22 protein-coding genes, 1 tRNA gene and 1 other RNA gene are annotated in these 25,845 nt (G+C 39.8%); 20 read left to right on the top strand and 4 right to left on the bottom strand.

Going from position 1 to position 25,845, the window contains the following annotated elements:
• Positions 1-184: 184 nt before the first annotated feature.
• Positions 185-260 (top strand) — tRNA-Thr (locus BMY80_RS05755).
• Between the two features lie 98 nt (positions 261-358).
• Positions 359-1,459 (top strand): S1C family serine protease, encoded by a 1,101-nt coding sequence (locus BMY80_RS05760; RefSeq protein WP_093141821.1) that lies wholly within the window; start codon positions 359-361, stop codon positions 1,457-1,459.
• 42 nt (positions 1,460-1,501) lie between these two features.
• Here BMY80_RS05760 and BMY80_RS05765 read toward each other — a convergent pair whose 3' ends face one another.
• Complete coding sequence (locus tag BMY80_RS05765; protein WP_031580222.1) at positions 1,502-2,869, bottom strand: DegQ family serine endoprotease; 1,368 nt, start codon at positions 2,867-2,869, stop codon at positions 1,502-1,504.
• Positions 2,870-3,122: 253 nt separating this feature from the next.
• The gene (locus BMY80_RS05770) at positions 3,123-3,530 is read right to left on the bottom strand and encodes a ZapG family protein (protein WP_093141824.1); all 408 of its coding nucleotides are present in this window, start codon (positions 3,528-3,530) and stop codon (positions 3,123-3,125) included.
• Between the two features lie 532 nt (positions 3,531-4,062).
• On the opposite strand from BMY80_RS05770, the gene rplM reads away from it, so the two are divergent.
• The 3 genes from rplM to BMY80_RS05785 all read left to right on the top strand — a co-directional run bounded on the left by rplM (position 4,063) and on the right by BMY80_RS05785 (position 5,613).
• Positions 4,063-4,491 (top strand): 50S ribosomal protein L13, encoded by a 429-nt coding sequence (rplM, locus tag BMY80_RS05775; protein ID WP_031580224.1) that lies wholly within the window; start codon positions 4,063-4,065, stop codon positions 4,489-4,491.
• Positions 4,492-4,503: 12 nt separating this feature from the next.
• On the top strand, positions 4,504-4,896 hold the full coding sequence (gene rpsI / locus BMY80_RS05780) for a 30S ribosomal protein S9 (protein ID WP_031580225.1): 393 nt from the start codon (positions 4,504-4,506) through the stop codon (positions 4,894-4,896).
• A gap of 216 nt (positions 4,897-5,112) precedes the next feature.
• Positions 5,113-5,613, top strand: a complete 501-nt coding sequence (locus BMY80_RS05785) for a stringent starvation protein B (protein ID WP_093141827.1) — start codon at positions 5,113-5,115, stop codon at positions 5,611-5,613.
• 406 nt (positions 5,614-6,019) lie between these two features.
• On the opposite strand, the gene BMY80_RS12065 is transcribed toward BMY80_RS05785, so the two are convergent.
• Together BMY80_RS12065 and BMY80_RS05795 are read right to left on the bottom strand one after the other, a co-directional pair.
• Positions 6,020-6,637: a phosphoheptose isomerase family protein gene (locus BMY80_RS12065; RefSeq protein WP_031578138.1), complete on the bottom strand. Its 618-nt coding sequence runs from the start codon at positions 6,635-6,637 to the stop codon at positions 6,020-6,022.
• 3 nt (positions 6,638-6,640) lie between these two features.
• The gene (locus BMY80_RS05795) at positions 6,641-8,248 is read right to left on the bottom strand and encodes a penicillin-binding protein activator (protein WP_177178507.1); all 1,608 of its coding nucleotides are present in this window, start codon (positions 8,246-8,248) and stop codon (positions 6,641-6,643) included.
• A gap of 214 nt (positions 8,249-8,462) precedes the next feature.
• On the opposite strand from BMY80_RS05795, the gene rsmI reads away from it, so the two are divergent.
• The 15 genes from rsmI (at position 8,463) to ftsZ (ending at position 25,665) form a co-directional block, all read left to right on the top strand.
• On the top strand, positions 8,463-9,317 hold the full coding sequence (rsmI, locus tag BMY80_RS05800) for a 16S rRNA (cytidine(1402)-2'-O)-methyltransferase (RefSeq protein WP_093141834.1): 855 nt from the start codon (positions 8,463-8,465) through the stop codon (positions 9,315-9,317).
• Positions 9,318-9,409: 92 nt separating this feature from the next.
• Positions 9,410-9,778, top strand: an RNA gene (rnpB, locus tag BMY80_RS05805) — RNase P RNA component class A.
• Positions 9,779-9,851: 73 nt separating this feature from the next.
• Positions 9,852-10,793, top strand: a complete 942-nt coding sequence (gene rsmH, locus BMY80_RS05810; RefSeq protein ID WP_093141836.1) for a 16S rRNA (cytosine(1402)-N(4))-methyltransferase RsmH — start codon at positions 9,852-9,854, stop codon at positions 10,791-10,793.
• Positions 10,783-11,142 carry a cell division protein FtsL gene (ftsL, locus tag BMY80_RS05815; RefSeq protein WP_031578142.1) on the top strand — a complete coding sequence of 120 codons (360 nt, stop codon included), beginning with the start codon at positions 10,783-10,785 and terminating at the stop codon, positions 11,140-11,142. The genes rsmH and ftsL overlap by 11 nt, the downstream gene beginning before the upstream one ends.
• The gene (locus BMY80_RS05820; RefSeq protein ID WP_051621674.1) at positions 11,139-12,938 is read left to right on the top strand and encodes a peptidoglycan D,D-transpeptidase FtsI family protein; all 1,800 of its coding nucleotides are present in this window, start codon (positions 11,139-11,141) and stop codon (positions 12,936-12,938) included. The genes ftsL and BMY80_RS05820 overlap by 4 nt, the downstream gene beginning before the upstream one ends.
• A 9-nt stretch (positions 12,939-12,947) precedes the next feature.
• Positions 12,948-14,411, top strand: a complete 1,464-nt coding sequence (locus BMY80_RS05825; protein WP_051621676.1) for a UDP-N-acetylmuramoyl-L-alanyl-D-glutamate--2,6-diaminopimelate ligase — start codon at positions 12,948-12,950, stop codon at positions 14,409-14,411.
• Positions 14,411-15,790: a UDP-N-acetylmuramoyl-tripeptide--D-alanyl-D-alanine ligase gene (locus tag BMY80_RS05830; protein ID WP_093141839.1), complete on the top strand. Its 1,380-nt coding sequence runs from the start codon at positions 14,411-14,413 to the stop codon at positions 15,788-15,790. Before BMY80_RS05825 ends, BMY80_RS05830 begins: the two co-directional genes overlap by 1 nt.
• Positions 15,784-16,878 carry a phospho-N-acetylmuramoyl-pentapeptide-transferase gene (mraY, locus tag BMY80_RS05835; RefSeq protein WP_093141841.1) on the top strand — a complete coding sequence of 365 codons (1,095 nt, stop codon included), beginning with the start codon at positions 15,784-15,786 and terminating at the stop codon, positions 16,876-16,878. The genes BMY80_RS05830 and mraY overlap by 7 nt, the downstream gene beginning before the upstream one ends.
• Positions 16,879-16,891: 13 nt before the next feature.
• A complete protein-coding gene (gene murD, locus BMY80_RS05840; RefSeq protein WP_093141844.1) occupies positions 16,892-18,193 on the top strand; it encodes a UDP-N-acetylmuramoyl-L-alanine--D-glutamate ligase in 1,302 nt (433 codons plus the stop codon).
• The gene (locus BMY80_RS05845; RefSeq protein WP_051621677.1) at positions 18,194-19,438 is read left to right on the top strand and encodes an FtsW/RodA/SpoVE family cell cycle protein; all 1,245 of its coding nucleotides are present in this window, start codon (positions 18,194-18,196) and stop codon (positions 19,436-19,438) included.
• A 12-nt stretch (positions 19,439-19,450) separates the two neighbouring features.
• Positions 19,451-20,539, top strand: coding sequence for an undecaprenyldiphospho-muramoylpentapeptide beta-N-acetylglucosaminyltransferase (gene murG, locus BMY80_RS05850; protein ID WP_031578150.1), 1,089 nt, complete (start codon positions 19,451-19,453; stop codon positions 20,537-20,539).
• Positions 20,540-20,559: 20 nt separating this feature from the next.
• Entirely contained in the window at positions 20,560-21,999 is a 1,440-nt protein-coding gene (gene murC / locus BMY80_RS05855; protein ID WP_031578151.1) for a UDP-N-acetylmuramate--L-alanine ligase, read from the top strand.
• A 131-nt stretch (positions 22,000-22,130) separates the two neighbouring features.
• On the top strand, positions 22,131-22,784 hold the full coding sequence (locus BMY80_RS05860; RefSeq protein WP_143066464.1) for a cell division protein FtsQ/DivIB: 654 nt from the start codon (positions 22,131-22,133) through the stop codon (positions 22,782-22,784).
• Positions 22,784-24,103 (top strand): cell division protein FtsA, encoded by a 1,320-nt coding sequence (gene ftsA, locus BMY80_RS05865; RefSeq protein ID WP_093141846.1) that lies wholly within the window; start codon positions 22,784-22,786, stop codon positions 24,101-24,103. Before BMY80_RS05860 ends, ftsA begins: the two co-directional genes overlap by 1 nt.
• 320 nt (positions 24,104-24,423) lie before the next feature.
• A complete protein-coding gene (gene ftsZ / locus BMY80_RS05870) occupies positions 24,424-25,665 on the top strand; it encodes a cell division protein FtsZ (protein ID WP_051621679.1) in 1,242 nt (413 codons plus the stop codon).
• Positions 25,666-25,845 lie beyond the last annotated feature (180 nt).

Consider the following 25,845-nt stretch of genomic DNA (forward strand, 5'->3'; position numbering starts at 1 on the left):
TTGGTACAACTTTTTTTAGTTTGTCATAAAGCTCTAAAGCTGTTTTAATTTGTTGTATTGTATATGCCATAGATCACCTCATTGGGTGTCCAGGATTATGTCCGCATCCCCATATATGAGAAAATTGTTGTAATTACTTTTTTTTCATATATAATAAGCATGTTCAAATTCATATGTCATATGTGCTGATATGGCTCAGTCGGTAGAGCGCACCCTTGGTAAGGGTGAGGTCCCCAGTTCGATTCTGGGTATCAGCACCACTCAAATTCTTCTTTTTTTCTTTAATCATTTATCCTGTTTCAATTTTTATTGTATACTTTATTGTCTTTTGTGTTTGCAGATCTTTTAAAGGTTAACTATGAAATCATTGCTTCATGCTGTATTTTCAGGTCTAATACTTGGTGTTACCATTCTGATTGTAAATGACTTAATGATTAAAGAACATAGCAGTAAGTTTTCTTATTCCTTGTTTCAGAATAACAATGCTCCTGCAAACTATACTCAAGCCATAGAGGCCAGTGCTCCTGCAGTTGTTAACATATTTATTCAGATAACCGACAGTGACTATGATGGAAGTAAAAGTGATTCAACATCTTCAACAAGAAATTTAGGTTCCGCGTCAGGTATTATTGTTAACAAGGATGGTTATATTCTGACTAATTATCACGTTATTATGAATGCCTCAGTTGTAGGGAGTACTATTTTTGTCCAGCTAAGAAATGGTAAAACTTACCAGGCGTCCATTATAGGTTATGACAAACGTACGGATATTGCGGTTCTCAAAGTCTCTACTAAAGATGTTCTTCCTGTAATACCAATTAATCTTAAAAGAAAACCGCGACTGGGTGATGTAGTCTTGGCTATTGGAAATCCTTATAACATTGGTCAGACTATTACAATGGGAATTATCAGTGCTGTAGGCAGAAGCGGCAGTGGTGTTACAAATCTTAATACCCTAGATTTGTCACCTGGACTACAGGAGTTTATACAGACTGACGCAGCAATCAATTCAGGCAATTCTGGTGGTGCACTGGTTAATTCTCTTGGTGAATTTGTTGGAATGAACACAGCAACACTTTCTTCAATTGAAGCACAGACAAATAGTATCAGTTTTGCTATTCCTGCAGATCTTTCTCTCAATATAATGAATGACATCATTAAACATGGGCGTGTAATCAGAGGTTATTTGGGCATAACTGCAAAAGATATTTCTGCAGATCAGGCGGGATATAAGAACAAATCCGGCATAATTGTGACAAGTATAGATCCTGCAGGTCCTGCAACCAATCTTTTACGCACGGGTGATATTATTACTGCCATTAATGGCATTAAGGTTAATAATCTCAAACAGGTAATGAACATTATAGCTTCTTCTATGCCTAATACATCTCTTACCTTTTCGCTTATTCGTGGTGATGAAATTCTGGAGACATCAGTTCTTCTTGCTGAGCAGAATTAAAAATGGACTGCTGTGCAGTCCATTGGATTTGGGGTTGTACGACTAGTAATTACTGGTCAGATATACAGTCATGCCTTTTCTGTTAATCTTCAGTGCAAGGAATTTATTCTTTTTACTAAGAATCTTATTTAAATCATCCATGCTGTTAACTTTTTCTCGGTTAGCTTCGGTTATTATATCTCCCTTTGCCAAACCATATCTTGCTGCACGGCTGTTATCTTTAACGTCTGAGACAAGCACTCCTTTACCATCGTTATCTGATAAGGTTGCGCCCTCAAACAGAGGATTTGAACTATTTGACGCTACAGTATGGCCTTTATCGCCGTCTAATGTTACTTCAACTTCTTTTTCCTTTCCGTCTCTGAATATGCCGATTTTGACTTTTGCTCCTGCACCGAGGGTGGCTATCTTGGCTCTGAGCTGACCGAAATTACTGATCTTTACTCCATTTATAGATGTAAGAATATCACCTGATTTAATACCGGCCTTATCAGCAGCAGAATCTTTAAGTACTTCATTAACAAAAGCACCATTAACACTGTGATAGTCGAAGTTCTTAGCAAGGTCTTCGTTCACTTCAGTTCCTGTGATTCCTAACAGACCACGTGATACTTTGCCATTTGCTATGAGCTGATCAACTATTGAGTGAGCCATATTTGACGGTATGGCGAAGCCGATACCTATATTTCCGCCTGATCTTCCAAGAATTGCAGTATTAATACCAATCAGTTCACCTTTAAGGTTTATCAGTGCTCCGCCAGAATTTCCTGAATTTATTGCAGCATCTGTCTGAATAAAGTTTTCATAATTTTCGATATTCAAACCACTTCTACCCAGAGCACTTATAATACCTGAGGTGACTGTCTGTCCGAGACCAAACGGATTTCCAATGGCTATTGCGAAATCTCCCACCTTTAGGTTGTCTGAATCAGCAAATTTTAATTCAGTTAGATTTTTTGGTGATTCAAGTTCAAGAAGAGCAAAGTCTGTCTGTTCATCCTGGCCTTTAACTGAGGCTTTCAGGACTCGTCCGTCATGAAGTGTCACTTTTATGTCATCTGCTCCATCAACAACATGGTAGTTTGTTATTACAAGTCCCTTTTCCGCGTTGATGATTACACCTGACCCTAGTGCTGAAAACTTTCTTTCCTTTTGAATCTCTGGGAAGAAAAATTTGAATTCATCTGGAATGTCCAGTGCGTTCTGGTTAAGTGATTTCTTGCCGTTGACAGAAATATTTACTACGGCAGGAACAGCTTTTTCAATAAGAGGAGCTAAAGAAGGGACCCCTTCTTCATTTTGTGAAAGAGCTCCAATTAACGGAGTGGCATCTGCGTAGGCAAGATTGCCGATAGGGCTGAGCGCTAATGCTATACTTAAGGCACCTATGATTTTTGTATTTTTAAACATTACTTATTTATCTCCAATGAATAATAAAGATAACCAAGTGTAAAACCGTCGTCGAAGATTAAGACAGTACAATTCAGTCAAAGTTCATTTATTATCTTGTTCGAGGCTTGGATAGTTATAAAATTAAAACAGACCTTTCCGATTATTTACATGGGGGTATGTGTGAAGGATTCAAATCTTAATTTTGAATTTGCGACGCGAAACAAAAAACATGACTGAAACCAATCATGTTTTTTTTTGAATCGAACTGATTTTAATTGTTGTTGGAGGATTCTTCTACATGAACATCTTCAGATATAACTTCAGCTTCATCAATGACTGGCTTTTCTTTTTTTTCAGGTTGGTGCGGGGCGTGGTATACATCATGGTGAGATGTTTCATACATGTTTCCAAACTGAGGAATGATTTTCTTTGACTGTTCATTCATAAATCTTGCATAAGTAGCATAGCTGTTTTCAAGTTGATCAAAGAGTGTACCGGATGTTTGGAAAAAATCTGTCAGGATACGCTTTTGTGTTGCCATTTCTCTTTGTGCTTTTGTAAGTTCATCCTGTAATTCCATTTTTGATGCATCCCGTATCAAAAAATGTCTTAAAAGAAAACCTACTATTACTCCAAGAACTGCTGAAAGTATAATGTAGACAGTTGTTGTATTATCCATGTTTACCCCTCCTTAAAACAGATGCGTCACAGCGTATCATTATTTTTATATTATTGTATTTTGGTTATTGGTTTTTGTATGTAACTGATTATAAAATAAAGAAGGTCTTTATAATAAGTAATATCTCAAAATTTTATTATCAGACATCTTATAATCTTTGTTTTGGGATTTGTAATTAACAGTTTAATCCTGAGACTGTCATTTTTCCGTTGATATTTATTATGGTAACCCCATCGTGCAGTTTTCGCAGTCGGAGCCGTATACTGTAACTCTATAAATTGTTTAGCCATGGCACATTATTATCAATGTTTTGTCATGAAAATTTTATGACAGAAATAATTTCAAAATATGGTAAAAAACTGATGCAAAAAGCTCAATTTTAGTGTATTATTTGCTCGCCCACATAACGTTAGTGTGTAAAAACATGAGCGTATTCGAGTTTCTTTATCTCGAAGGGGGTAAAGATATCGAAAAAATTTTTGTACCGGAAGCGGTACTTTATGTTTAACTGTTTTTTAGTTGGGTTATATCAATGAAAACTTTTGTAGCTAAGCCAGACACTATTAAGCGTGACTGGTATGTAGTTGACGCAGAAGGCAAGACTTTAGGTCGTCTTGCTACTGAGATCGCCTCACGTTTAAGAGGTAAGCACAAGCCTGAATACACCCCTTCAGCTGATACTGGTGATTACATCATCGTTATCAATGCAGCTAAGGTTGTTGTAACTGGTAATAAGACCACTGATAAGGTTTACTATGCTCACTCTGGTTTCCCAGGTGGCATCAAGTCAATCACTTTCGATAAGCTCATTCAGTCAAAGCCAGAAATGGTAATTGAATCAGCTGTTCGTGGCATGTTACCAAAGGGACCTTTAGGTCGTGCAATGTTCCGTAAGTTAAAGGTTTATGCTGGTGCTTCTCATGATCACGCAGCTCAGAAACCACAGGTTTTAGACATTTAAGGATTTAAGTAAATGGCAGAAAATCAATACTACGGTACAGGCCGCCGCAAGAGCTCTACTGCACGTGTATTCATCAAGAAGGGTACCGGCAACATCGTTATCAACAATAAGAAGCTTGAAGAGTACTTTACTCGTCCAACTTCTCGTATGGTTGTATGTCAGCCACTTGAATTATTAAATCTCAAGGACAACCTTGATTTATACATCACTGTTGCTGGTGGTGGTAACTCAGGTCAGGCTGGTGCTGTTCGTCACGGTATCACCCGTGCTCTTATTGAGTACGATGAATCATTCCGTTCTGAACTTCGCAAGGCAGGTTACGTAACTCGTGATGCTCGTCGTGTTGAACGTAAGAAGGTTGGTTTACACAAGGCTCGTAAGCGTCCTCAGTACTCAAAGCGTTAATACAATTTTTTTATTGCGTGAAATTGAAACCCCGGTCATCCGGGGTTTTTTTGGTTAAGAAGTGTTGCTCAAAGAATGAAGTTATTAATAATGAGCGTATTTTGTCTTTATAATCGATAATAATCGCAAAAATTTCATGTTAAAACCTTATTCGTATATTTAATTGTTGTTTTATATGATATTATTTAAGGTAGATGATTTTATGTAGGAGTGTCTATGTCTGATGGTATTAAAGTGCCTCCATGCAGACCGTATGTTCTGAGAGCAATGTACGATTGGATGGTTGATAATCTGCTAACACCGCAAATTGCAGTCAATGTCAATTTTCCAGAAGTTGATTTACCTTTGCAGTATGCTCAAAACGGGTTAATAATATTAAATATATCTCCTCGCGCAGTATTAAATTTGAAAATAGATAATCGGGGAATTTCATTTAATGCAAGATTTGGTGGTGTTCCTCACTCTGTTTATGTGCCAATGATTGCGGTGACATCTATTTACCCACGAGAAGATCCTAAGTTGGGAATGTATCTGCTTCCTGAAGCCGGTTATGATGATTTTTACGAAAACTCAGATGCAGGAACCAGTAAAGGTCACCTTTCTGCAGTGGAAGAAGTTGAGAATACTGGCAGTAAGGAGAACGTTCCTTCATCTGCTCCTGAAAGTGGAGAAAAGAAAGTAGAGCATAAGAAACCTACTTTAGAAATAGTTGAATAAAAGGTTGACAAGTTTAAGCTTAAAGAACCTAGTAAGTTGACCAGATTGAACTTAACCTTAGTAAAAGGCTGAATTCCTTACTTCACGGGGAGTTCGGTCTTTTAGTTTTTCCAGTATTTGATTCTTGTTGTAATATATAGATATATTCCATTAAGGTTTTCTTAAGTTCTTAATTTTTATTCATATTCATCAGACTCTCTTTTATTATTTTGTCGTAAACGCGATAGGTAATGTTTTTCTGTTGCAATATGAAATCTGATATATTGTTGGGGTTGAGAGTGGAATGGTAAACAGTGTTGTACCTAATGTTCTTTTCCATTTCGACTGTAGACTTTATAAAAATACCCCGGTAAGTTTTATCTAACTGACCGGGGCGCTACAATTGTTAGAATGTGTTTTTATGACACTAGTACGAAGAGTCTGTCTGATTATCTATTTCACTGAGAAATACATTGAAAGCATTCAGAATCACCAATGCAACTTCAGTAAAGTTTGCGGTATTCTGAGTGTTCAGTACAATCTGAATGTCATCTTCTGTCACAATATCCTTCATAACGTTATCATGAATGTGTGATATTACTATAATTTGAATTTGGCATTCATGAGCACTTTGTATAAGACTGATAAGATTCTGGCTTTCGTTGGCATTCTCAGATATGATTAACAGGCAATCATTCATTTTTGCAACACTTTCAAACTGAACTCTTAATGATTCTTCTATTCCTAAATTAGGATATAAATGACTCATCTGCCCGGCATCATTGTTAAGAACAATTGCGTTAATTTTCTGGTTTGCATACATGAGATTGCCGTTAAGGACCTGGGAAAAAATAGAACAAAGTGGTCGGCACAAAGGACTTCCCAAACAAATTATTTTGTTGTTTGGAAGGCTTAAACTCATTGCAGCGACAGCTGTTTCCATATTCTCTAAAGCTTCCTGAGGCACACTTGTTACTGCTGTCATGGTGTCTTCCAGACATTTGTTAATAGTGTTCTCAAGATATTGTTGAATATTATCAGTCACTTGTTAATTTCCTACTTTAATCCAGGTAATGATACGCTTTAACTTGCCGTTTTCAGATATACTGATATCACCACTAAGTCCTCTGATAGACTGCTGATGATTTGCTGTTAAATCATGTAAATGGAGTGCAAGATTGAGTGAGTCATAGCCTATGGCAAAACTTCTTAAAGTGTCACCATTAGCTTTAGGAAGAATTTCCTGAATTCTTTGTTTTGCTCCACTGTCTTTCAGCATCCAAGGCTGGTCACCCAACTTGATGCCGTTCAGACTGGTTGCTATAGCTGACTGAGTAAGACCATCGTTACTCTTGGCACCAGCATAGTAGGTTGCACTATCACCGATGTATGCTCGGGCGCTGTCCTTAATTTTGGAAGTTTCAAGAGGGGTTCCATAGATATATACGCCATCATATGCTTTATAACTGTTTAAGCAGCCTTTAACTGTATTTTCGATGGTGTTCATATCTTCATAATAACAAAGACTGATACCTTTATTGTTAGCAGCACTCCAGTAACTGTTAAGTGAGTTAGCCATTCTGTCGCCTCTTTCATTTCTTGGTGCGATGATTACTGGTGACTGAATGCGATCTCTCTGCATTTCAAGTGAGGCATTGAACATGTCATTTTCAGGAGCCAAAGTAAGGTAGTATACGTTGGATACGTTTGGTTGAGAGTTACCCTGATTAAGAGCAATGACCGGCACGGCAGGGCGCTGTGCGAGTAATTCATTTACCTGTTCTTTAATTATTGGTCCGATAATAACCTTGGCTTTATCGTTCAGAGCCTGGTTGTACAGAACAGGAATTGAAGAAGCGGCGGTATCATAGAACTTCAGATTAACGCTGATGCCTCTGTCTCTGTATGAGCTGAGTATACCTATTTTCACTGGGTTGCCGATGATTTTTGCGTACGGGCCGGTAAGTGGAAGGAATACTGCTATTGTATCTCCGTTGCCAATATTGTTTCCGAATGCCTTTTCATTTGAAGCGGTTTCATGTTGGGTGGCTTTTTTGCTTAATACCGGGTGATCAGGGTATTTTTCTTCAAAGGACTTCAACAGTCTTTCTTTTGATTTCGCACTCTGATTTTTGCTGATAAGTGCATATTCAATAAATCCGCAGGTCAGATCGTCTCCATTTGCTTTTGACTGTCTGAAAGCATTCATCAAATCTTTAGGAGCCGCCTTTGAGAGTGCAGAGGAAGCTCTTTCGTAGATTTCTGATTTGTCGTTATTGCTGATTGAATCTGCAAGGTTAAGGTAATTAAGACCGGCATCAAGATATTTACCGTTCGCCTCATTTACTCTTGCTGAAAGTGAGTAGTAATAATTTGCTACGTCTTTTGGTAAAGACATGACGTTAACTGAATTTAACAGATTTGCAGCTGCTTTGTAATTACCGGATTTTGATTTGATTTGAGCTTCAATGATGTCTGCAATATTCCCCTGAAGAGGAGTGATGGCGGATTCTCTCATCTGGCTGAGAACTTCTGAAGCTGCACCAGTATTCCCTTCGTTGGAATATGCTCTGGCAAGCAGAATCTGCCAGTCATAGTTGTATTCCGGTACGGATGCGCTCAATTGTGAAGAATACCATGATGAGTCGTGTTCCATGGCGGCAAAAGGCTCAGGTTTAAGTTTTGAATCGTGTCCGGAAAGTACGCTACATGCGTTTAGTGTGGATAAAAATAACAGTGTATAAAAAACTGAAGATAATTTAAAATGCTTATGTTTTGTGAACATTTGTGAATTCTCAAAATTGACAACTATTACTGTTTGTTATTATACACGTTTTGCTTGTGGATAAGTAGTACAAGGTTATTAAAATATGCTTGAATTGCAGAATGCGCTTTATATCGTTCCAACTCCTATCGGAAACATGGATGACATTACATTCAGAGCCTGTGACGTCCTGAAAAAAGCTGATGTGATATGTGCTGAAGATACAAGACACTCGCTACCTTTGCTAGAAAGCATTGGCGTGAAATCACCAAAACTAATTAGTTTTCATGACCACAACGAAACTGAGAAGGCTGATAAAATAACAGCAATTATCGAAGAGGGTAATTCTGTCGCTCTTATTTCAGATGCGGGTACCCCAATGGTTTCTGATCCCGGATATCATCTGGTGGCTGCATGTGTCAATAAAGGAATTATGGTATATCCGCTTCCTGGGGCGTGTGCAGCCATAACTGCGCTCTGCTCTTCCGGAATGCCTAGTGACAGATTCAGTTTTGAGGGGTTTCTCCCTGTAAAGGAAAAAGCTTTGCATGATAAGCTGAGAAGTCTTTTAGAGGAAGAAAGAACCATGATTTTTTATGAGGCTCCCCGCCGTATTTTTGATACGGCCAAAGCTCTGGGGGCAGTATTCGGTGATCGCAAGGTAATGGTAGCTCGTGAACTTACAAAAACTTTTGAAACCAAATATTACACGACCTGTAACCACCTGGCTGAGGAACTTGAAAAGGATCCGAATGTTCAGAAGGGGGAGATGGTAATTGTACTCGCTCCATACAGAAAAAAAGAAAATGATAATGCAATACCTTCAGAGGCCAAAAAATTAATTGACATTCTTTCAGGTGAACTTCCTCCTAAAAAAGTCTGTTCACTTGTGGCTCAGATGTATGATTTGCGTAAAAACGATTTGTACGATTATCTGCTGAATCAGAGTAAAACTGAGTAAATGTATGTGTGAATACCGTTTTCTTTTCACAGGTGTAACTTTCTTTTAACACATAAAGTATAAAGTTAAAAATATATATGATATAATCACGGCGAGTTGGTCGGGTGATCGCTGCTTTATGGTTGTGTTGAAAGACAGACGCATAAAGGGGAGGAAAGTCCGGGCTCCGCAGGGCAGGGTGCTAGATAACGTCTAGGGGATGAAAGTCCACGACAAGTGCAACAGAAAGTATACCGCCGTTTATCGGTAAGGGTGAAATGGTGCGGTAAGAGCGCACCGCATGGCTGGTGACAGTACATGGCAAGGTAAACTCCACCCGGAGCAAGACCAAATAGGCCTCATTGACGCTGCCCGCGTAAGGGGCGGGTTGGTCGCTTGAACCGGTGAGCAATTGCCGGTCTAGAGGAATGATCACCACTGAGAAATCAGTACAGAACCCGGCTTATAGACCAACTCACTGATCAATTCAAAGATCTCTTTTTCCTTCAAATATTTGTTGTTTAACCCCTTGTTGTATACGTAAACTGTCTAATTATGAACGGTTATAAGCATGTTACAGTCCTGCTGAAAGAAGCAGTTGACGCTTTAGAAATAAAACCTAACGGTACATACTTGGATTGTACTTTTGGCAGGGGGGGACATTCACGTGAAATTTTATCCAGACTCGGTCCCGATGGAAGGCTCTTTGCAATAGACAGAGATCCTGAAGCCGTTAAAGCCGCTCAGGATATTAAAGATTCGCGTTTTACAATTATTCATGGCTGTTTTGCGGATGCTCTTTCTCTGCTTGAACCTTTTGGTGTCGTTGGTCAGATAGATGGCATGTTACTGGATCTTGGCGTTTCATCTCCTCAGCTTGATGATCCTGAACGTGGTTTCAGTTTCATGAATGACGGACCTCTTGATATGAGAATGGATCCATCTGAAGGAGTCAGTGCGGCTGAATGGGTGAATTCTGCTGGTGCTGACGAGATTGCTCGGGTTCTGCATGATTTCGGTGAAGAGCGCTTTGCAAGAAAAATTGCTGCCGCAATCGTTCATGACAGAGTGGAGACTCCTTTTACAACCACCCGTCAATTAAGCAGCATGATTGCTAGAGTAATACCAATAAAGGAAAAAGGAAAGCATCCTGCAACCAGAAGTTTTCAGGCTATAAGAATTTTAGTTAACAGCGAACTCGATCAGGTCGAGAAGGCCTTGGAAAACTCAAAGATATTACTTGGAACAGGAGGCCTGCTTTCTGTAATTAGTTTCCATTCTCTTGAGGACAGACTGGTAAAGAATTTCATGCGTCGTGCTGAGAAAGGTATTCAGCCGCCAAGAGGCTTGCCTGTATCAGAAGATGAAATTCTCAAGACTAGAACATTTAAAACTGTCGGTAAGGCGATTTATCCTTCTGACGAGGAGGTTAGTGTTAATCCTCGTTCGCGCAGTGCTGTTCTCAGAGTAGCCCGGAGGTGGGGAAATGGAGTATAACTATAACAATTCATTGTCGGAAGAGGATGATGGATTATGCAGACATGTGATTAGTTTTTTCAGGAACAATACATACTTCATAGCCTGTCTGGGGCTTATTCTTCTAGCTAGTTTTATTCTTGTTTCCAGAGTTCAGGATACTCGAAAAAATACAACGAAGATGAATCAGGAGCTAAAGCTTCAGGATAAGATAGTTCAGGAATATCAGCATCTGCGTCTGGAGAGACAGACTTTAACTGAATATTCTCACGTTAAAGCTTTGGCAAAAGAAAAACTCCATATGTCGGATCCAACCGTGGAAAACAAGAAAGTTATCGATGTAAGAAATTCAGGCGGTAACTTCAAATGAAATCAGAATTAAAACAGAAGTTAAAAAAATACCTGAAAGGCGAAGGTGATATGTCGTTGAATATATCATCAAAGCGTGTTTATTTTCTTTGGGGATTTTTTTTCTTTCTCATTATCTGTATCTGTCTTAGAATCTATTATCTGATGGTCTATAGCCCTGACTGGCTGATTTCGAAGGGCGATGATTTAATTGTGCGTACGCAGCAGGACGATGTCCACAGAGGGAGAATTTTAGACAGAAACGGGGTCGAACTCGCAAGCAGTGTTCCGAAGCATTCCATTTCTCTTTATCGTAGAAGTTTTCATGAATCCAAAAAACCAAAAAAAGAGCTGGATGAACAGCTAAAGGTTCTTGCCACGCTTGTAGGAATGCCGTATCAGACCTTGCATGACAAGGTATATGCAAGCAATAAAGGCGAAATTCTTTTAGCCAAGGAAGTTGAATCGTTTGTTGCCGCTCAGATAAAAGAGATGGGAATTCCCGGTGTGAGCCAATCAAAGATTCTGCATAGATATTACCCTACTGCCGAGGTTAATGCCCAGTTGGTAGGTATTACTAATGTTGACGGTATTGGTACTGAAGGTATTGAAAAACAATACAATGATTACCTGCTTTCAATACCTGGTCAGAGACGTATCAAAAAAGATAATAAGAATAACATTATTGAATATATAGGTACATACAAGGAAGAAAAGAAAGCGGAAGATCTGTACCTGAGTATAGATGAACGTATTCAGTTCAAAGCATATACCGCCCTTAAGTACGCAGTAGAAATTAATCAGGCCACTTCTGGAAGTCTGGTGCTTATTGATGCGTGGACAGGTGAAATCCTTGCCATGGTTAATTCTCCTTCCTACAACCCTAACAACAGGGATAATTATGAGTCACGTCGTGCAAGAAACAGAGCTGTCACTGATTCCTATGAACCTGGTTCAACTACAAAACCATTGATTGCCATGGGCGCTTTAGCTCATAACCGGATTGATTGGCGCAGGGTAATTGACTGCCGTCCTTTTTTGGTTAACGGAAAAAGAATAACCGACAGCCATGCAATGAACAGCGGTACTCTTAGTGAAGTCATAAAGTTTTCGTCCAACACAGCTATGGCACATGTGGCTCTTGAGATGAAAGCTTCAGAGATAATAAGTACATTAAGTATTTTTGGTTATGGCAAAAAAACAAACCTTAATCTTGTAGGTGAAAGTGCGGGCTCATTGCCGAAGATAACTAACAAAACAAGAATAAGTGATATTGAACGTGCGACAATGGGCTATGGTTATCGACTCCGTGCTACGCCTCTGCAGATTGCTCAGGCATACAGTATTTTTGCCAACAAGGGTATCAGAAAGCCTTTGTCCATTATTAAGGTTGACACTCCTCCTGTAGGAACAAGAGTACTCAATGAAGCAGAAACAAAAAGAATGCTTGATGCTCTTGAATCGGTCGTTGAAGGTGGAGGTACCGGGTCTCTGGCTCGCGTTCCGGGGTATCGTATTGGTGGAAAAACAGGCACAGCAAAGGTTGCTGAAAGCGGCGGTTACGGTAAATACTACATGGGGTCCTTTGTAGGAATTGCCCCGATGAGTAATCCCCGTTTTGCTATGGCGGTTATAATCAATGAACCTCATGCAGGTAAGTTTTACGGTGGTGTGGTAGCCGGTCCTGTTTTCTCAGAAGTAATGCAGAAGACTCTAGAACTTTACAATATTCCGCCTGATGATCTTAATCCCGATGGAAGTATGAAAACCATTAAAGATAAAGACAGAATATTGAGAAGCAAGCAGAAAAAGAATTAAGGGATTCTGATGATAAGTTTAAAAAGAATTGCTGAGGCCTTGAATATACAGGCACCTGACGTTAATTTGTCTGCTTTATGCAGTGACAACCGTCGTGTAACTGACGGTTCGTTGTTTATTGCCCTGAAAGGTTTGAACTTTGATGCCAGAACAACAATTGGTCAAGCTGTTGAAAAAGGGGCTGCCGCAGTAATTTATGAAGATTCTGGTGATGATTTTGTGCCTCCTGCAGTAGGTGTACCGTGTTTCGGGGTAAGGGAGCTTTCCGAAAAACAGTCTGTTATTGCTTCTGTCTTCTACAATTGTCCTTCGAAGGATCTTGATTTAATAGGTGTTACTGGCACTAATGGTAAAAGTACAACTACACACCTTGTTGCAGCCTGGTTGAATGAACTGAAGGTAAAAACCGGAATTCTTGGAACACTTGGAACAGGTTTTTATCCTGATTTAAAGCCTTGTGCAAATACAACACTTGCTGCTCTGGATCTGGAAAAAACCTTATACGAAATGAAAAATGATGGGGCCTCTGCAGTAGCAATGGAAGTTTCATCACATGGTATAGCACTTAAACGGACCAGTGAATTAAAATTTAAAATCTGTGCTTTTACCAATTTAAGTCGCGATCATCTTGATTTTCACAAAACGATGGAAAATTATGCCGCAACAAAGTTTGAACTGTTCAGGTCGGTTCCGTCTGATATGTGCGTGATAAATGCTCATGACACGGTTGGCAGACAGTTCCTTTCAAAATTACCTGGAGCGCTGGCCTACAGCACAGACAGAATTGAAGGTGACAGAGTTATTTTTGCTGAAAATATCGAATATCTGCCACATGGTATAAAAATTCAAGTTGATGGTTCTTTTGGAAAAGCTGAATTAACTGTACCGCTTATAGGTTCGTTTAATGCTGAAAATGTTCTTTGCGCATTGGGAATCATGCTGGTGCACGGGTATTCTCTTAATGAACTGGCCGAAACCGCTCATGTATTGAGAGCTGTAAACGGGCGAATGGAATGTTTTAAAACTGAACATACTCCAATGATAATTGTTGACTATGCTCATACACCTGATGGCTTGGAAAAGGCAATCAATGCAGTAAGAGAGCACCGTTTTGGCAAAATAACCTGCATATGCGGATGTGGTGGAGACAGAGATACCGGTAAAAGACCTGTTATGGCAGAGATTGCCTGCAGGAATGCGGATCATGTGATTTTCACCAATGACAATCCTCGTACTGAAAATCCTGATGAAATTATAAGAATGATGATAGATGGTGTACGAAATATTTACACAAATTACAAAGTTATTCAGGATCGTCGAGAGGCCATAGAAGATGCGTTCAGAAATTCCAGCGGGAATGACGTATTGCTTGTCGCAGGCAAGGGGCATGAGGATTATCAGATTATAGGAAAAACCAAACATCATTACAGTGATCGTGAGGTTGCCATGGAGTTAGTTGGAGTTGACAGATAATGATTCCTTTGAAACTGAAACTTATTGCGGATTTTTTAGAAGGTGAACTTACCGGGTCTCCGGATGAAGTTGTTGAAAGAGTTGAGACTGATTCCCGCAAGGACGTCAGGGGGGCTTTATTCATTGCGTTGAAGGGTGAACGTTTTGATGCGCATTCTTTTATCAGTGATATAGCAGAATCAGGTGCAAAAGCCGTAGTGGTTGATCATAGATGTGATGTCAGTGTTCCACAGATTATTGTTGGCGATACCGCTAAAGCCTTAGGACTTGTAGGTAAATTAAATCGTCGCATGAGTCAGGCAAAAGTGGTCAGTATGACAGGTACCTGTGGCAAGACTTCAGTTAAGGAAATGACAACGGCAATACTTAAAACCATGGGGAGCACAGTTGCGACTCAGGGAAATTTCAATAATGCGGTAGGTGTACCTCTTTCCCTGTTGCAGATTTCAAAGGATACAGAATATGCTGTAATAGAGCTTGGTGCCAACCACCCTGGAGAAATTAACTATATCGTTAATCTTGCAGAGCCGGATGCTGTTGCGATAAATAATGTTGGCAGTGCTCATCTTGAAGGTTTTGGCAGTCTGGACGGAGTTTACAGAGCAAAGAGTGAAATTCTTGACTATGCTTTAGGCCATGGCGGTCGGGGCGTTGTAAATGCTGACAATGAGTATTATTCCAAATGGTCTGCAGAGTATGGCAACCGGCTTAAGCTTGTTTCTTTTTCCGCTGAAGGAAAATCTGATGCAGATTTCAGAGCTGAAAAAGTGACTTTGCAGCAGAACGGGTGTTTTTCATTTGAGTTGAACTCCCCGTTAGGTAAAGCAGAAATAAATCTTGGCGTTCCAGGCAGGCATAATGTGGCAAATGCATTGTGCGCCGCGGCTCTTAGTTCATTTGTTGGGGCTAAACTTGAAAATGTCGTAAAGGGATTATCATCTGTCGCTCCGTGTAAGGGACGTCTTTTTGTTGAAAAGTATGGCAGTGTCACATTGATAGATGATGCTTACAATGCTTCAGTGAATGCCGTGAAAGCTTCAATAGATACGCTGTCATTATTTCCGGGGAAAAAGATTTTTGTATTCGGTGATATGGGTGAACTCGGAGAAGGTGCTAAATCTCTTCATTCTTCAGTTGGTGAGTACGCCCTAGGAAAAATAGATTATTTCCTGACTGTAGGTGATTTAGCTAAAGAGGCGTCTGCTTCCTTTGGTAATAAAGGGATTCATTTTAACAGCAAAGATGAACTGCAGAATTTTATAAATGATTTCCTAAAAAGCAACAGTTCTTCTACTGTAGCTGTTAAAGGAGCTCATTTCATGCATATGGAAAAGATTGTTGACTATATCAGAGCATTATGCGGAGGTAGTAAATGTTAGTAATGCTGGCTGATTATCTGGCCAACAACTTTCAGGGGCTGGGAGCTCTGAGAGTTGTAAATTATATCAGTGTAAGAGCTATATGTTCTTTAATTACAGCGTTGTGTTTGTCATTGATGATCGGACCATATATGATCAGAAAACTTCAGTTGCTTCATTTTGGTCAGGTTGTCCGCAATGACGGTCCTGAAAGTCATTTCAGTAAGCGCGGTACGCCTACCATGGGCGGTATCATGATTATCGGAGTGATTGTTCTGTCAATGCTTCTGTGGTGTAAGCTCGACAATATCCATGTGTGGATTGTTTTGTTTGCTTTGGTAAGTCATGCACTGATAGGTTTTGCTGATGACTACCTTAAGATTGTCAGAAAAAATCCTAACGGATTAATTGCAAAGTACAAGTATTTCTGGCAGTCAGTAGTTGCTATTATAATCGGTGTCACCCTGTATTCTGTTAGTAAGAGTACTGCAGAAACACAGCTTGTATTACCTTTTATTAAGGACTGCATGCCTAATCTCGGATTCCTGTTTATTCCTTTTGTATACTTCGTTATTGTTGGTTCATCAAATGCCGTAAATCTTACTGACGGTCTGGATGGTCTGGCCATAACCTGTACAATACTTGTTGCAGCCGGTCTGGGAATTGTTGCTTATCTCACAAGTAATGCCGAATATTCCAATTACCTGTTTATTCCATATCTGCCGCATGCCGCAGAATGCAGTCTGGTATGTACTTCAATTATAGGGGCCGGACTGGGCTTCCTTTGGTTTAATACTTATCCTGCTCAGGTGTTTATGGGGGATGTCGGTTCTCTATCTCTCGGAGCTGTTTTAGGTGTTATCTCTGTAGTTATCAGAGAAGAAATCCTGTTATTCGTAATGGGTGGTATATTTGTTATCGAAACCATTAGTGTAATTTTGCAGGTCGGTTCATACAAATTAAGACATGGTAAGCGTATTTTTAAGATGGCTCCAATCCATCATCACTTTGAAAAGAGCGGTTGGCCGGAACCACGCGTAATTGTCCGTTTCTGGATTATTACCTTTGTATTGGTATTGATTGGTTTAGTAACATTAAAACTGCGTTAAGGATTAAAGGATAATGGCTAAGTCTGTTGCTGTTGTTGGTTTGGGAAAGAGTGGTCTTTCAACCGTGAATTTTCTGTTGGCTCATGGGGTTGTTCCTGTTGTTTTTGACAGTCGTGAAAAGCCGGCAGGCGAAGCAGATCTCGATAAGAGAGTTTCTTTGTTCAAAGGAGCTCTTGACGGAGATAAATTAGGCGGCTTTGACTGTCTGATTGTAGGTCCGGGGCTGTCTTTAAAATTACCTGCTCTGGTTAAAGCCAGAGAGTGTGGGGCGGAAATTATCGGTGATATTGAGCTTTTTGCCAGATATGCTAAGGCTCCTACAGTTGGTATTACCGGTTCAAACGGTAAAAGTACAGTAACCACATTAACTGCTCTGATGGTCGAAGCTGACGGCAAGAAATGTGGTATGGGCGGAAATATAGGTATTCCCGCTCTTGATGTTATCGCTGATGATGTAGATGCCTATGTACTTGAACTCTCAAGTTTTGAGCTCGAAACAACTTCCTGTCTGAAGCTAGCCGGTGCTGTTATTCTTAATTTAAGTGAAGATCATCTTGACAGATATGAAGGCAGTATGCAGCTTTATCTTGAAGCAAAGCAGAGAATTTTCAAGAATGCCGATAAAATTATTGTAAGTCGCGAAGATAAGGCAACAGTTCCTCCGTCAGGAGAATATTTTTCCAGCTTTGGCTGTGATGATAAAGACTACGGACGTGTTATTAAGGATGGTGAAGTCTGGTTAAGTGTGGACGGGGTTCCTTTAATCAGAAACACTGAATTGGGTATAACAGGTCTTCATAATGAGCTCAATGCATTGGCAGCTATGGCGCTTGCAGATACTTTAGGTATCAGTAGGGATGCTCAACTGAAAGTATTACGCAGCTTTACAGGTCTTCCTCATCGCTGTCAGCTAGTTCGTGAACTTGAAGGTGTTCGTTATTACAATGATTCCAAAGCAACTAATGTAGGGTCTACTTTAGCTGCCGTAGCTGGGCTTAAGGATGGTGTTAAGGGACGTATTATTCTTCTTGCCGGCGGGTTAGGTAAGGGGCAGGACTTTACTCCTATCAAGAATATGCTCGGGAAAGAAATCGCATATATGATTTGTTTTGGTCGTGATGGTGCTATGCTTGCAGCTCTTGGTGATCAGACAAGATTGACTGATAGTATGGTTGAAGCTATTGAAATTGCGCATAATGAAATTGCAAAACCTGGAGATGTTGTTCTTCTTGCTCCTGCATGTGCAAGTCTAGATCAGTTCAAGAGTTTTGAAGAACGTGGTGATGTTTTTGCCGAAAAGGTAAGGATGCTTTAAATGAGCTTCTGGGCCAGATTACTTGGAAACAGTGACAAAAAATACAGGTTAAACGGGGTCATGTTTGATACCTGGTATATCGTTTTGCCGGCTATACTGACAGTTATCGGTCTGATCGCAATCTATTCTTCTTCCATCTATGTAAGTGTTGACAAGTTTGGCACTGATTCCCATTATCTGTTGAAACAGCTGGGATTCTGTTTTGGATCTTTTGTTCTGTATATGATGCTGCTTAATGTCAGCACAAAACAATGGTATGAGTTGGGAAGATTTAAGATAGTGAGCCTAGTCATAGTACTGAGTCTTCTGGTCGTGTTTGTAGGGCGAGATATAAATGGAGCCAAGCGTTGGTTGTCGCTGGGGTTCTGTAATATTCAGCCTTCCGAGTTCATGAAGCTGGCTCTAATTCTTTTTGTTTCAGGCTATATTCATCGGCATTACGATGAAATTAGGCGCTTTAAGTGCAATCTGCTGATATCTATTCCTTTTTTACTGTTTGTGGCAATTCTGTATCTCCAGAGAGATATGGGAACAATGGTGATTATTGCCATCATTCTCGGGGTTATTCTTTTTATTTCTGGGATGCAGTGGAAGTATATATTTCCGGTTTGTATCCTTGGACTGCTCGGCGTTCTGTGGCTGATACAGGATCCGTATCGAATGGGAAAAATAGTAAGTTTTCAGGATCCTTTTGTGACTAGAACAGGTACAGGTTTCCAGTTGAGTATGTCTTTGATTGCCATCGCTAAAGGCGGACTGTGGGGACAGGGGTTAGGTAATAGTGAAATCAAACTAAGTTATATACCTGAACCGCATACTGATTTTATTATGTCCATTGTCAGTGAAGAATGCGGATTTATATCGGTTCTGGTTATTTTTGCACTTGAACTAATGTTGATAGTAAGAAGTTTCTTTATGGGATTCGAAGCCCTGAGATCAAAAACTGACTGCAATTATTTTCAGGGATTCTGTGCAATAGGCATAGCTACCTGGTTTGGTGTTCAGTGTATTATCAATATGGGGGTAATCTGTGCCCTGTTTCCTACCAAGGGTCTGACAATGCCTTTTATCAGTTATGGTGGTACCAGCCTTATTTCTTCGGTTATAGCAGTATGTATTCTATTAAGAATCAGCTATGAACGAAAATTAAGTTATGTCAACAGAATACGAAAGGCACAGATTAGATATAAGCAGGTTAATAAACGCGTTCGTGCTGAAAACAAAGATGGTGCACAGAACGTTTAAACATAGGACTAAATGATGAAAAAGATTCTTGTTATGGCCGGTGGAACGGGGGGACATGTCTTTCCCGGACTTGCAGTGGCAAAGGAACTTTCTGAAAAGCATAATTTCGAAGTGCTTTGGTTGGGAACCAAAGAAAGGATGGAAGCAGATCTTGTACCTGCACATGGTTTTAAAATTGAATTTATCAAGATCAGCGGTTTAAGAAGAAACGGCTTGTTAAGGAAGCTTGGAGCGCCGTTTACCATCCTGAGAGCTGTTTTTGAAGCACTTAAGGTTATCAGAAAGTTTAAGCCTGATGTTGTTCTGGGTATGGGAGGATATGCTTCAGGCCCAGGTGGAATTGCCGCAAAGTTATGTGGAATACCATTGGTTCTTCATGAACAGAACGCTTCTCCGGGAATAACAAACAGAATTTTATCAAAAATAGCTGATAAAGTGCTTTTAGGTTTTCCAGGTGCTATTTCTGGAAAAAAAGTCGAGTATATCGGTAATCCCGTGCGTGCGGAAGTTGTGGCTTTAAACGGCAGATTACCAAAAGATTTTAATCATGAGAATTTAAACGTTCTGGTAATAGGCGGTAGTCTTGGAGCTAAGGCTCTTAACGATCTGGTTCCTAAAGCTGTTGCATTAGCCAATAAGAATGGAGCGAGAATACATATTACTCACCAGACAGGTAAAGGGAACAGTTCTGGTGTGGATGCGGTATACAGAAGTCTTGAGGTTGAAAATTTTACTGTATGTGATTTTATTTCCGATATGGCTTCTGCATATTCTGCAAATGACGTGATTATATGTCGTGCTGGTGCTTTAACCCTTGCTGAGGTGTCTGCAGCTGGAATGCCTGCCATTTTTGTCCCCCTCCCAACTGCAGTAGATGACCACCAGACCAAAAATGCAAGGTATCTGTCTGATAATGGCGGAGCTGTGTGTATGCCTCAGTCACAGCTGACATCTGAGAAATTGGCTGACATACTCAAGGACTGGTCTGATAATCGTGGTAAAATCAGTGAAGTGAGCAGAATTGCGGGCAGTATGGCCAAACTGGATGCCACCGAGGCTGCGGCGAAGGTGTGTATGGAATTAGCTGATAAGGCTTCATAAAATATTAATTCGGAGTATTTATGGCAAAAACAGATTTTGAAGTCCCTCAAATGCATAAGGTTCATCGTATCCATTTTGTCGGCATCGGTGGTGCCGGTATGAATGGTATTGCTGAAGTATTGGCTAATGAAGGTTATGAAGTTACCGGCTCGGATATTATGGCGAGCAGTACTACCAAGCATCTTGAAAGCAAGGGTATTAAGGTTTTTATCGGACATGACAGTAAGAATGTTGAACATGCAAGTGTTGTAGTTATTTCAAGTGCAATCAAAAAAAACAATCCGGAATGGATCAGAGCAATTGAGTTAAGAATTCCTGTTGTACGCAGAGCTGAAATGCTTGCTGAACTTATGAGATATCGTTTTGGTATTGCCGTTGCCGGAACCCATGGAAAAACAACAACTACAAGTCTTATCTCAAGTATATATGCTCAGGCAGGGCGTGATCCTACTTTTGTTATAGGCGGACTTTTAAACAGTGCCGGTGTTAATGCCAGACTAGGTACCGGGCGTTACCTTATAGCAGAAGCTGATGAATCAGATGCATCTTTCCTGCATCTTCAGCCTATGATGTCTGTAGTTACAAACATTGAAGAAGACCATATGGATACATATGGTGGAGATTTTGCCAAATTAAAAGCAACTTTTATTGAATTCTTACATAATCTTCCTTTTTACGGAGTTGCCGTTGTATGTAACGATGACCCTGTGATCAGAGAACTTCTTCCTCAGATCGGCAGAAGCGTAATAACATATGGCGCCAGGGAAGACAGTGATGTAAGAGTTTTTGATTTTAAGCAACATACTGACAGTTCAACTTTCAAGGTTAAGAGAAAGGACGGCTCCGTTCTTGATATTAAACTTACAATTCCGGGATTCCATATGGCTCTCAATGCAGCAGCAGCTATTGCTGTGGCAACAGAAAGCGAGATTGATGACAAGTCAATTATCGATGCTCTAGGGTCATTCCAGGGTGTGGGCAGAAGATTTGAACAGTATGGTGAATTTGAAACAGGCAACGGCAAGGTAATGCTTGTAGATGATTATGGACATCATCCAAGTGAAGTTAGAGCAACCATCAATGCCGTACGTGCAGGATGGCCGGATCGCCGTTTGGTAATGATTTTCCAACCGCACAGATATACAAGAACCCGTGACTGTTTTGAAGATTTTATTGATGTTCTTGGACTTGTGGATGAACTGATTCTGCTTGACGTTTATCCAGCTGGAGAAGATCCTATTGTAGGTGCTGACGGGCGCTCATTATGTCGCTCCATAAGATTAAGGGGTAGAGTAGAACCTTATTTTGTATCTTCAGCCGATGAAGTTCCTCAAACCGTCGCTGATGTTATTAAAGATGGTGATATTCTGCTTACTCAGGGAGCAGGTAATGTTGGCAAGCTGGCAAAGGTACTTGCTGAATATAAGCTTGATATTGCCAAAATGAAGGAAAGAAAGTAACTGTGGCCAGAAATAAAAACGTGCAGCAAAAATATTCAGGAGTAACCAGAGGATCATATATTCTCGGGGTGCTGTTTTTTATTGCTGTGCTTGTTTTTGATTTTTGTTTTATAAAAAAGGTGTATACCGTCATGACTGATGTTGACGGTATCCCTGTCAGGCAGATTCAGATCAAGGGAGATCTGAATTACATGACCAAGCAGGATGTTGAAGAATTTTTTATGGCAAATCCGGAAAGCCACAATCTGTATACCATGGACTTGTTTCAGATGCGTTCATATATGGAGACAATGCCTTGGATAAACCGGGTTACCATGCAGAAGAAATTACCTGATATTCTTACTCTCAATATTACTGAACACAAACCACTGGCTCTATACAATGATGGTATTTTAGTGGCTGACTGGAGTGTGATTCATCCTAAGAATACGAATCTCTTAAAAGAAAGCCCTGCATTGTTCGGTCCGGAAAAATTGGCTCGTTCAGTTTATGAGATGTATTGTGATGTTAATATATTCTTGGAAAGAGCAGGTTATCATGTTTATGAACTTGGTATAAATGATAACAATATTTGGAGTCTGAGGCTTTCTGACGGTGTAAGGCTGATACTCGGGAATAACGATGATATCGGATTTACAACTGATCAGAACAATGTGTTTATGTGGAGATTGAATAATTTTATAGAAGCGTATCCACATATTGAAAATAAAAATACTATAGAATATGTTGACTTGCGATATGATACCGGTATTGCAGTTAAGTGGAAAGACATAAGCGGACAGTAATGATGGCAGCCAACGAATTAAATAAAATCACTACACAGGATTACATAGTATCCATTGATTTGGGAACCAGTGAAATTAAAGTTTGCAGCGCAATCCTGTATGATGATGACAGTATTAAAATTATTGGCTACGGTAAATGCAAAACAACGGGCATGAATGCTGATGGCATTGTTAGCATGGATAAATTGAAAGAGAATATCTCAATTGCCTACAATATGTCGCATAATACTGTAACTAGATCCTATGACGAAAACACTCTGCCAAAGATTAATAATCCAAGAGTTTTTGTGTCTGTACCAGGACGTTTTATCACCTACAAGAACAACACCGGATCGTGTGAACTTCGTCGTGGTCCAATTACGGAAGATGATATCGCAAGGGCCAATGATGTAGCCAATTCTCTGAAAATTAAGGACTATGAACTGATAACGGCAATTCCTAATTATTATCAGGTAGATTCTAACGAAAGAGTTGAAGACCCTCTTGACATGACGGGAGGTCAGCTGAGATCGTTTATTCATCAGGTGTATGCACAGACTTCTTTTTTAGACAACATAAGAAGATCTTTATGCTGTATAGAGACGGAGTATGCTCCTGAATTTGTATTTAGCGGACAGGCAACTGCATATGTGGCAACGACCGATACAGAAAAGAAGTTTGGTGTATGTGTGCTTGATATAGGTAAGAGCAGTACCGGGATTACTATTTTTGATCAGGGACACTGCATATACGTAGGATCCTGTCCGTATGGAGCCGATAAGATTACTCAGAATATTGCCGTTACTTACGGATTAAGTGAAAGAACGGCAGAAAAATTAAAATGCGATTATGGTTTTGCAATTTCCAATAACTGTATTACAAACAAATGTATTCGCATTGACAAGAATGGTCAGGCTCAGGCAAGATCAATAAATCAGGGAGATCTGGCGGAATCTATTGAGGCCGGATACAGCCAGCTTATTATGAAGGTGCTGACTACTTTAAACGAAGTTAATGTGTCAAATGGTGAATTATCATTAGGTGCTGGTTTCGTTATAACAGGTGGCGGTGCAGAGATAAAGTGTCTTGATGAATGTGTTTCAAAGATATTTACCAAAAATGGACTTGGTGCGTATGCCAAGAAAATTAGAATTCATCAGGTAGATAAAGAAAAGATTGAAGGACTCAGTGATGCCATAAACCCATATTCCGGTTGTGCTTCTCTTGGTCTTATTCGTTTTAGTGAGATTCTTGAAAGTCACAAAAAAGCGAGAGAGCAGAGTGGAATGATTGGAAATCTGAAACAGAAAATAACAGAGTGGTGGAATGGAAACATGTAGGATTCCATGTTGGTTCACTCTTTCTTTTGTGTGATCCGACTAATAATTCTATGTGCATGGGCTTCAGTGGGATCATGCACTTATTTTAAATAAAATATAGTAGATAATAACTTTACTTTCTGATATATAGTTATCATGCAATTGTGTACACATTGCAAAAGGATTGTTTATTGTTGTTATTTGCATTATGTATTAACGCAAAATTTAATAGTCTGGTGAGTTTTGATTCAGTATTTGTTCTTCTCATCAGGTTCTGTAAAGCTTTACGGTTAAGTTTATGATTTGTGAGCACCAAATCATGTTTGGAGTTGTGTTTTAAAATGACTGATATTTTACACGCGGCAGATGCATCTGCTGATATCGAGAATGAATACGTACCTGCCGACAATGGCAAGGCTGTAATCAAGGTAATTGGTGTTGGTGGCGGTGGCGGTAACACCGTACAGCATATGATTAATGAAGAAGTTGCCAATGTCGATTTTCTGGTTGTGAATACTGATTTGCAGGCTCTGAATTCAAACACTGCCAAGAACAGAATTCAGATTGGCGTGAATACAACTCGCGGTTTAGGTTCCGGATCAAACCCTGAAATTGGTAGAAATGCTGCGGAGGAAAGCAGAGAAGTTCTTCGTGAAAATATCGGTAAGTGTGATATCGTGTTTATTACTGCCGGTATGGGTGGCGGTACTGGTACAGGTGCGTCACCTGTTATTGCAAATGTTGCCCGCAAGGAACTCGGTGCACTGACTGTAGCTATTGTTACAAAGCCGTTCTCATTTGAAGGTAAAAAACAGTTAATCAAGGCAGAACAGGGTATTGAAAAGTTAAGAGAAGAAGTTGATGCTCTGATTGTTATTCCTAACGATAAGCTGTTAAAGTACCTCCCTAAGAATATTTCTTTGGTTCGTGCTTTCCAGGAGTGTAACAACGTATTAAAGAGAGCTGTTCAGGGTATTGCTGATGTGATTGAAAAGTGTGGCCTTCAGAATCTCGATTTCAATGATATCAGAACCATGCTGTTACGTTCAGGTACTGCTCTTATCGGCATGGGTGAAGGTGAGGGTGAAGATGCTGTTGAACAGGCAATTATGAATGCTGTCAACTGTCCGTTGCTTGAAGACTTCTCAAACTGCAGAGCCCGCGGTATTATCGTCAATATTACAATGAACGAAGAGCTGGGTCTGGATAAGTACAATAAACTTGGTTCTCTTCTTCAGACAAGTTACGGTACAGAGGATTCAGATACCAAGTTCGGTTGCGTAATTAATCCTAACATGAAACCTGATGCAGTACATGTGACCATTGTACTGGCAGGTTTGACAGAAGTGGATAAGCCTGCTTCAGAAAATATTAATAACATTCTTGCCAAATCTTTGGGAACAGGCGGAGATAATGGTGAAAATACCGGTTTATCAAGCATGTTCTTAAATTCATCTCTCAATCAGAATTCAGATTTTTCTGGTCAGGATGATGTATTGAATGATGTATCTAAGGTTTCTAAGAATGACACTTCTGACAGTTCATGTGAATTACCAGCATGGCTGACAAAAAAATCAAACTAATTTGAAATATTATTTCTGATGTAGATTAATAAAAAAGGGAGATGCGGTTCTCCCTTTTTTTATGATTGGTTAATAATTAAGCAAATCAAGTAGAAAAAAAGTTGGTTAATTATGAAATATTAGCTGATTTTTTGATGAAAATATGAATGTCTGAGATTTTTTTGATATAATGATGTCAGT

This window comes from Ruminobacter amylophilus, assembly GCF_900115655.1.
Lineage (GTDB): Bacteria > Pseudomonadota > Gammaproteobacteria > Enterobacterales > Succinivibrionaceae > Ruminobacter > Ruminobacter amylophilus.

Bases quoted from the DNA above. Each gene is read 5' to 3' on its own strand.
- BMY80_RS05760 (WP_093141821.1), top strand. From the start codon at position 359: ATGAAATCATTGCTTCATGCTGTATTTTCAGGTCTAATACTTGGTGTT.
- BMY80_RS05765 (WP_031580222.1), bottom strand. From the start codon at position 2,869: ATGTTTAAAAATACAAAAATCATAGGTGCCTTAAGTATAGCATTAGCG.
- BMY80_RS05770 (WP_093141824.1), bottom strand. From the start codon at position 3,530: ATGGATAATACAACAACTGTCTACATTATACTTTCAGCAGTTCTTGGA.
- rplM (WP_031580224.1), top strand. From the start codon at position 4,063: ATGAAAACTTTTGTAGCTAAGCCAGACACTATTAAGCGTGACTGGTAT.
- rpsI (WP_031580225.1), top strand. From the start codon at position 4,504: ATGGCAGAAAATCAATACTACGGTACAGGCCGCCGCAAGAGCTCTACT.
- BMY80_RS05785 (WP_093141827.1), top strand. From the start codon at position 5,113: ATGTCTGATGGTATTAAAGTGCCTCCATGCAGACCGTATGTTCTGAGA.
- BMY80_RS05795 (WP_177178507.1), bottom strand. From the start codon at position 8,248: ATGGAACACGACTCATCATGGTATTCTTCACAATTGAGCGCATCCGTA.
- rsmI (WP_093141834.1), top strand. From the start codon at position 8,463: ATGCTTGAATTGCAGAATGCGCTTTATATCGTTCCAACTCCTATCGGA.
- rsmH (WP_093141836.1), top strand. From the start codon at position 9,852: ATGAACGGTTATAAGCATGTTACAGTCCTGCTGAAAGAAGCAGTTGAC.
- ftsL (WP_031578142.1), top strand. From the start codon at position 10,783: ATGGAGTATAACTATAACAATTCATTGTCGGAAGAGGATGATGGATTA.
- BMY80_RS05820 (WP_051621674.1), top strand. From the start codon at position 11,139: ATGAAATCAGAATTAAAACAGAAGTTAAAAAAATACCTGAAAGGCGAA.
- BMY80_RS05825 (WP_051621676.1), top strand. From the start codon at position 12,948: ATGATAAGTTTAAAAAGAATTGCTGAGGCCTTGAATATACAGGCACCT.
- BMY80_RS05830 (WP_093141839.1), top strand. From the start codon at position 14,411: ATGATTCCTTTGAAACTGAAACTTATTGCGGATTTTTTAGAAGGTGAA.
- mraY (WP_093141841.1), top strand. From the start codon at position 15,784: ATGTTAGTAATGCTGGCTGATTATCTGGCCAACAACTTTCAGGGGCTG.
- murD (WP_093141844.1), top strand. From the start codon at position 16,892: ATGGCTAAGTCTGTTGCTGTTGTTGGTTTGGGAAAGAGTGGTCTTTCA.
- BMY80_RS05845 (WP_051621677.1), top strand. From the start codon at position 18,194: ATGAGCTTCTGGGCCAGATTACTTGGAAACAGTGACAAAAAATACAGG.
- murG (WP_031578150.1), top strand. From the start codon at position 19,451: ATGATGAAAAAGATTCTTGTTATGGCCGGTGGAACGGGGGGACATGTC.
- murC (WP_031578151.1), top strand. From the start codon at position 20,560: ATGGCAAAAACAGATTTTGAAGTCCCTCAAATGCATAAGGTTCATCGT.
- BMY80_RS05860 (WP_143066464.1), top strand. From the start codon at position 22,131: ATGACTGATGTTGACGGTATCCCTGTCAGGCAGATTCAGATCAAGGGA.
- ftsA (WP_093141846.1), top strand. From the start codon at position 22,784: ATGATGGCAGCCAACGAATTAAATAAAATCACTACACAGGATTACATA.
- ftsZ (WP_051621679.1), top strand. From the start codon at position 24,424: ATGACTGATATTTTACACGCGGCAGATGCATCTGCTGATATCGAGAAT.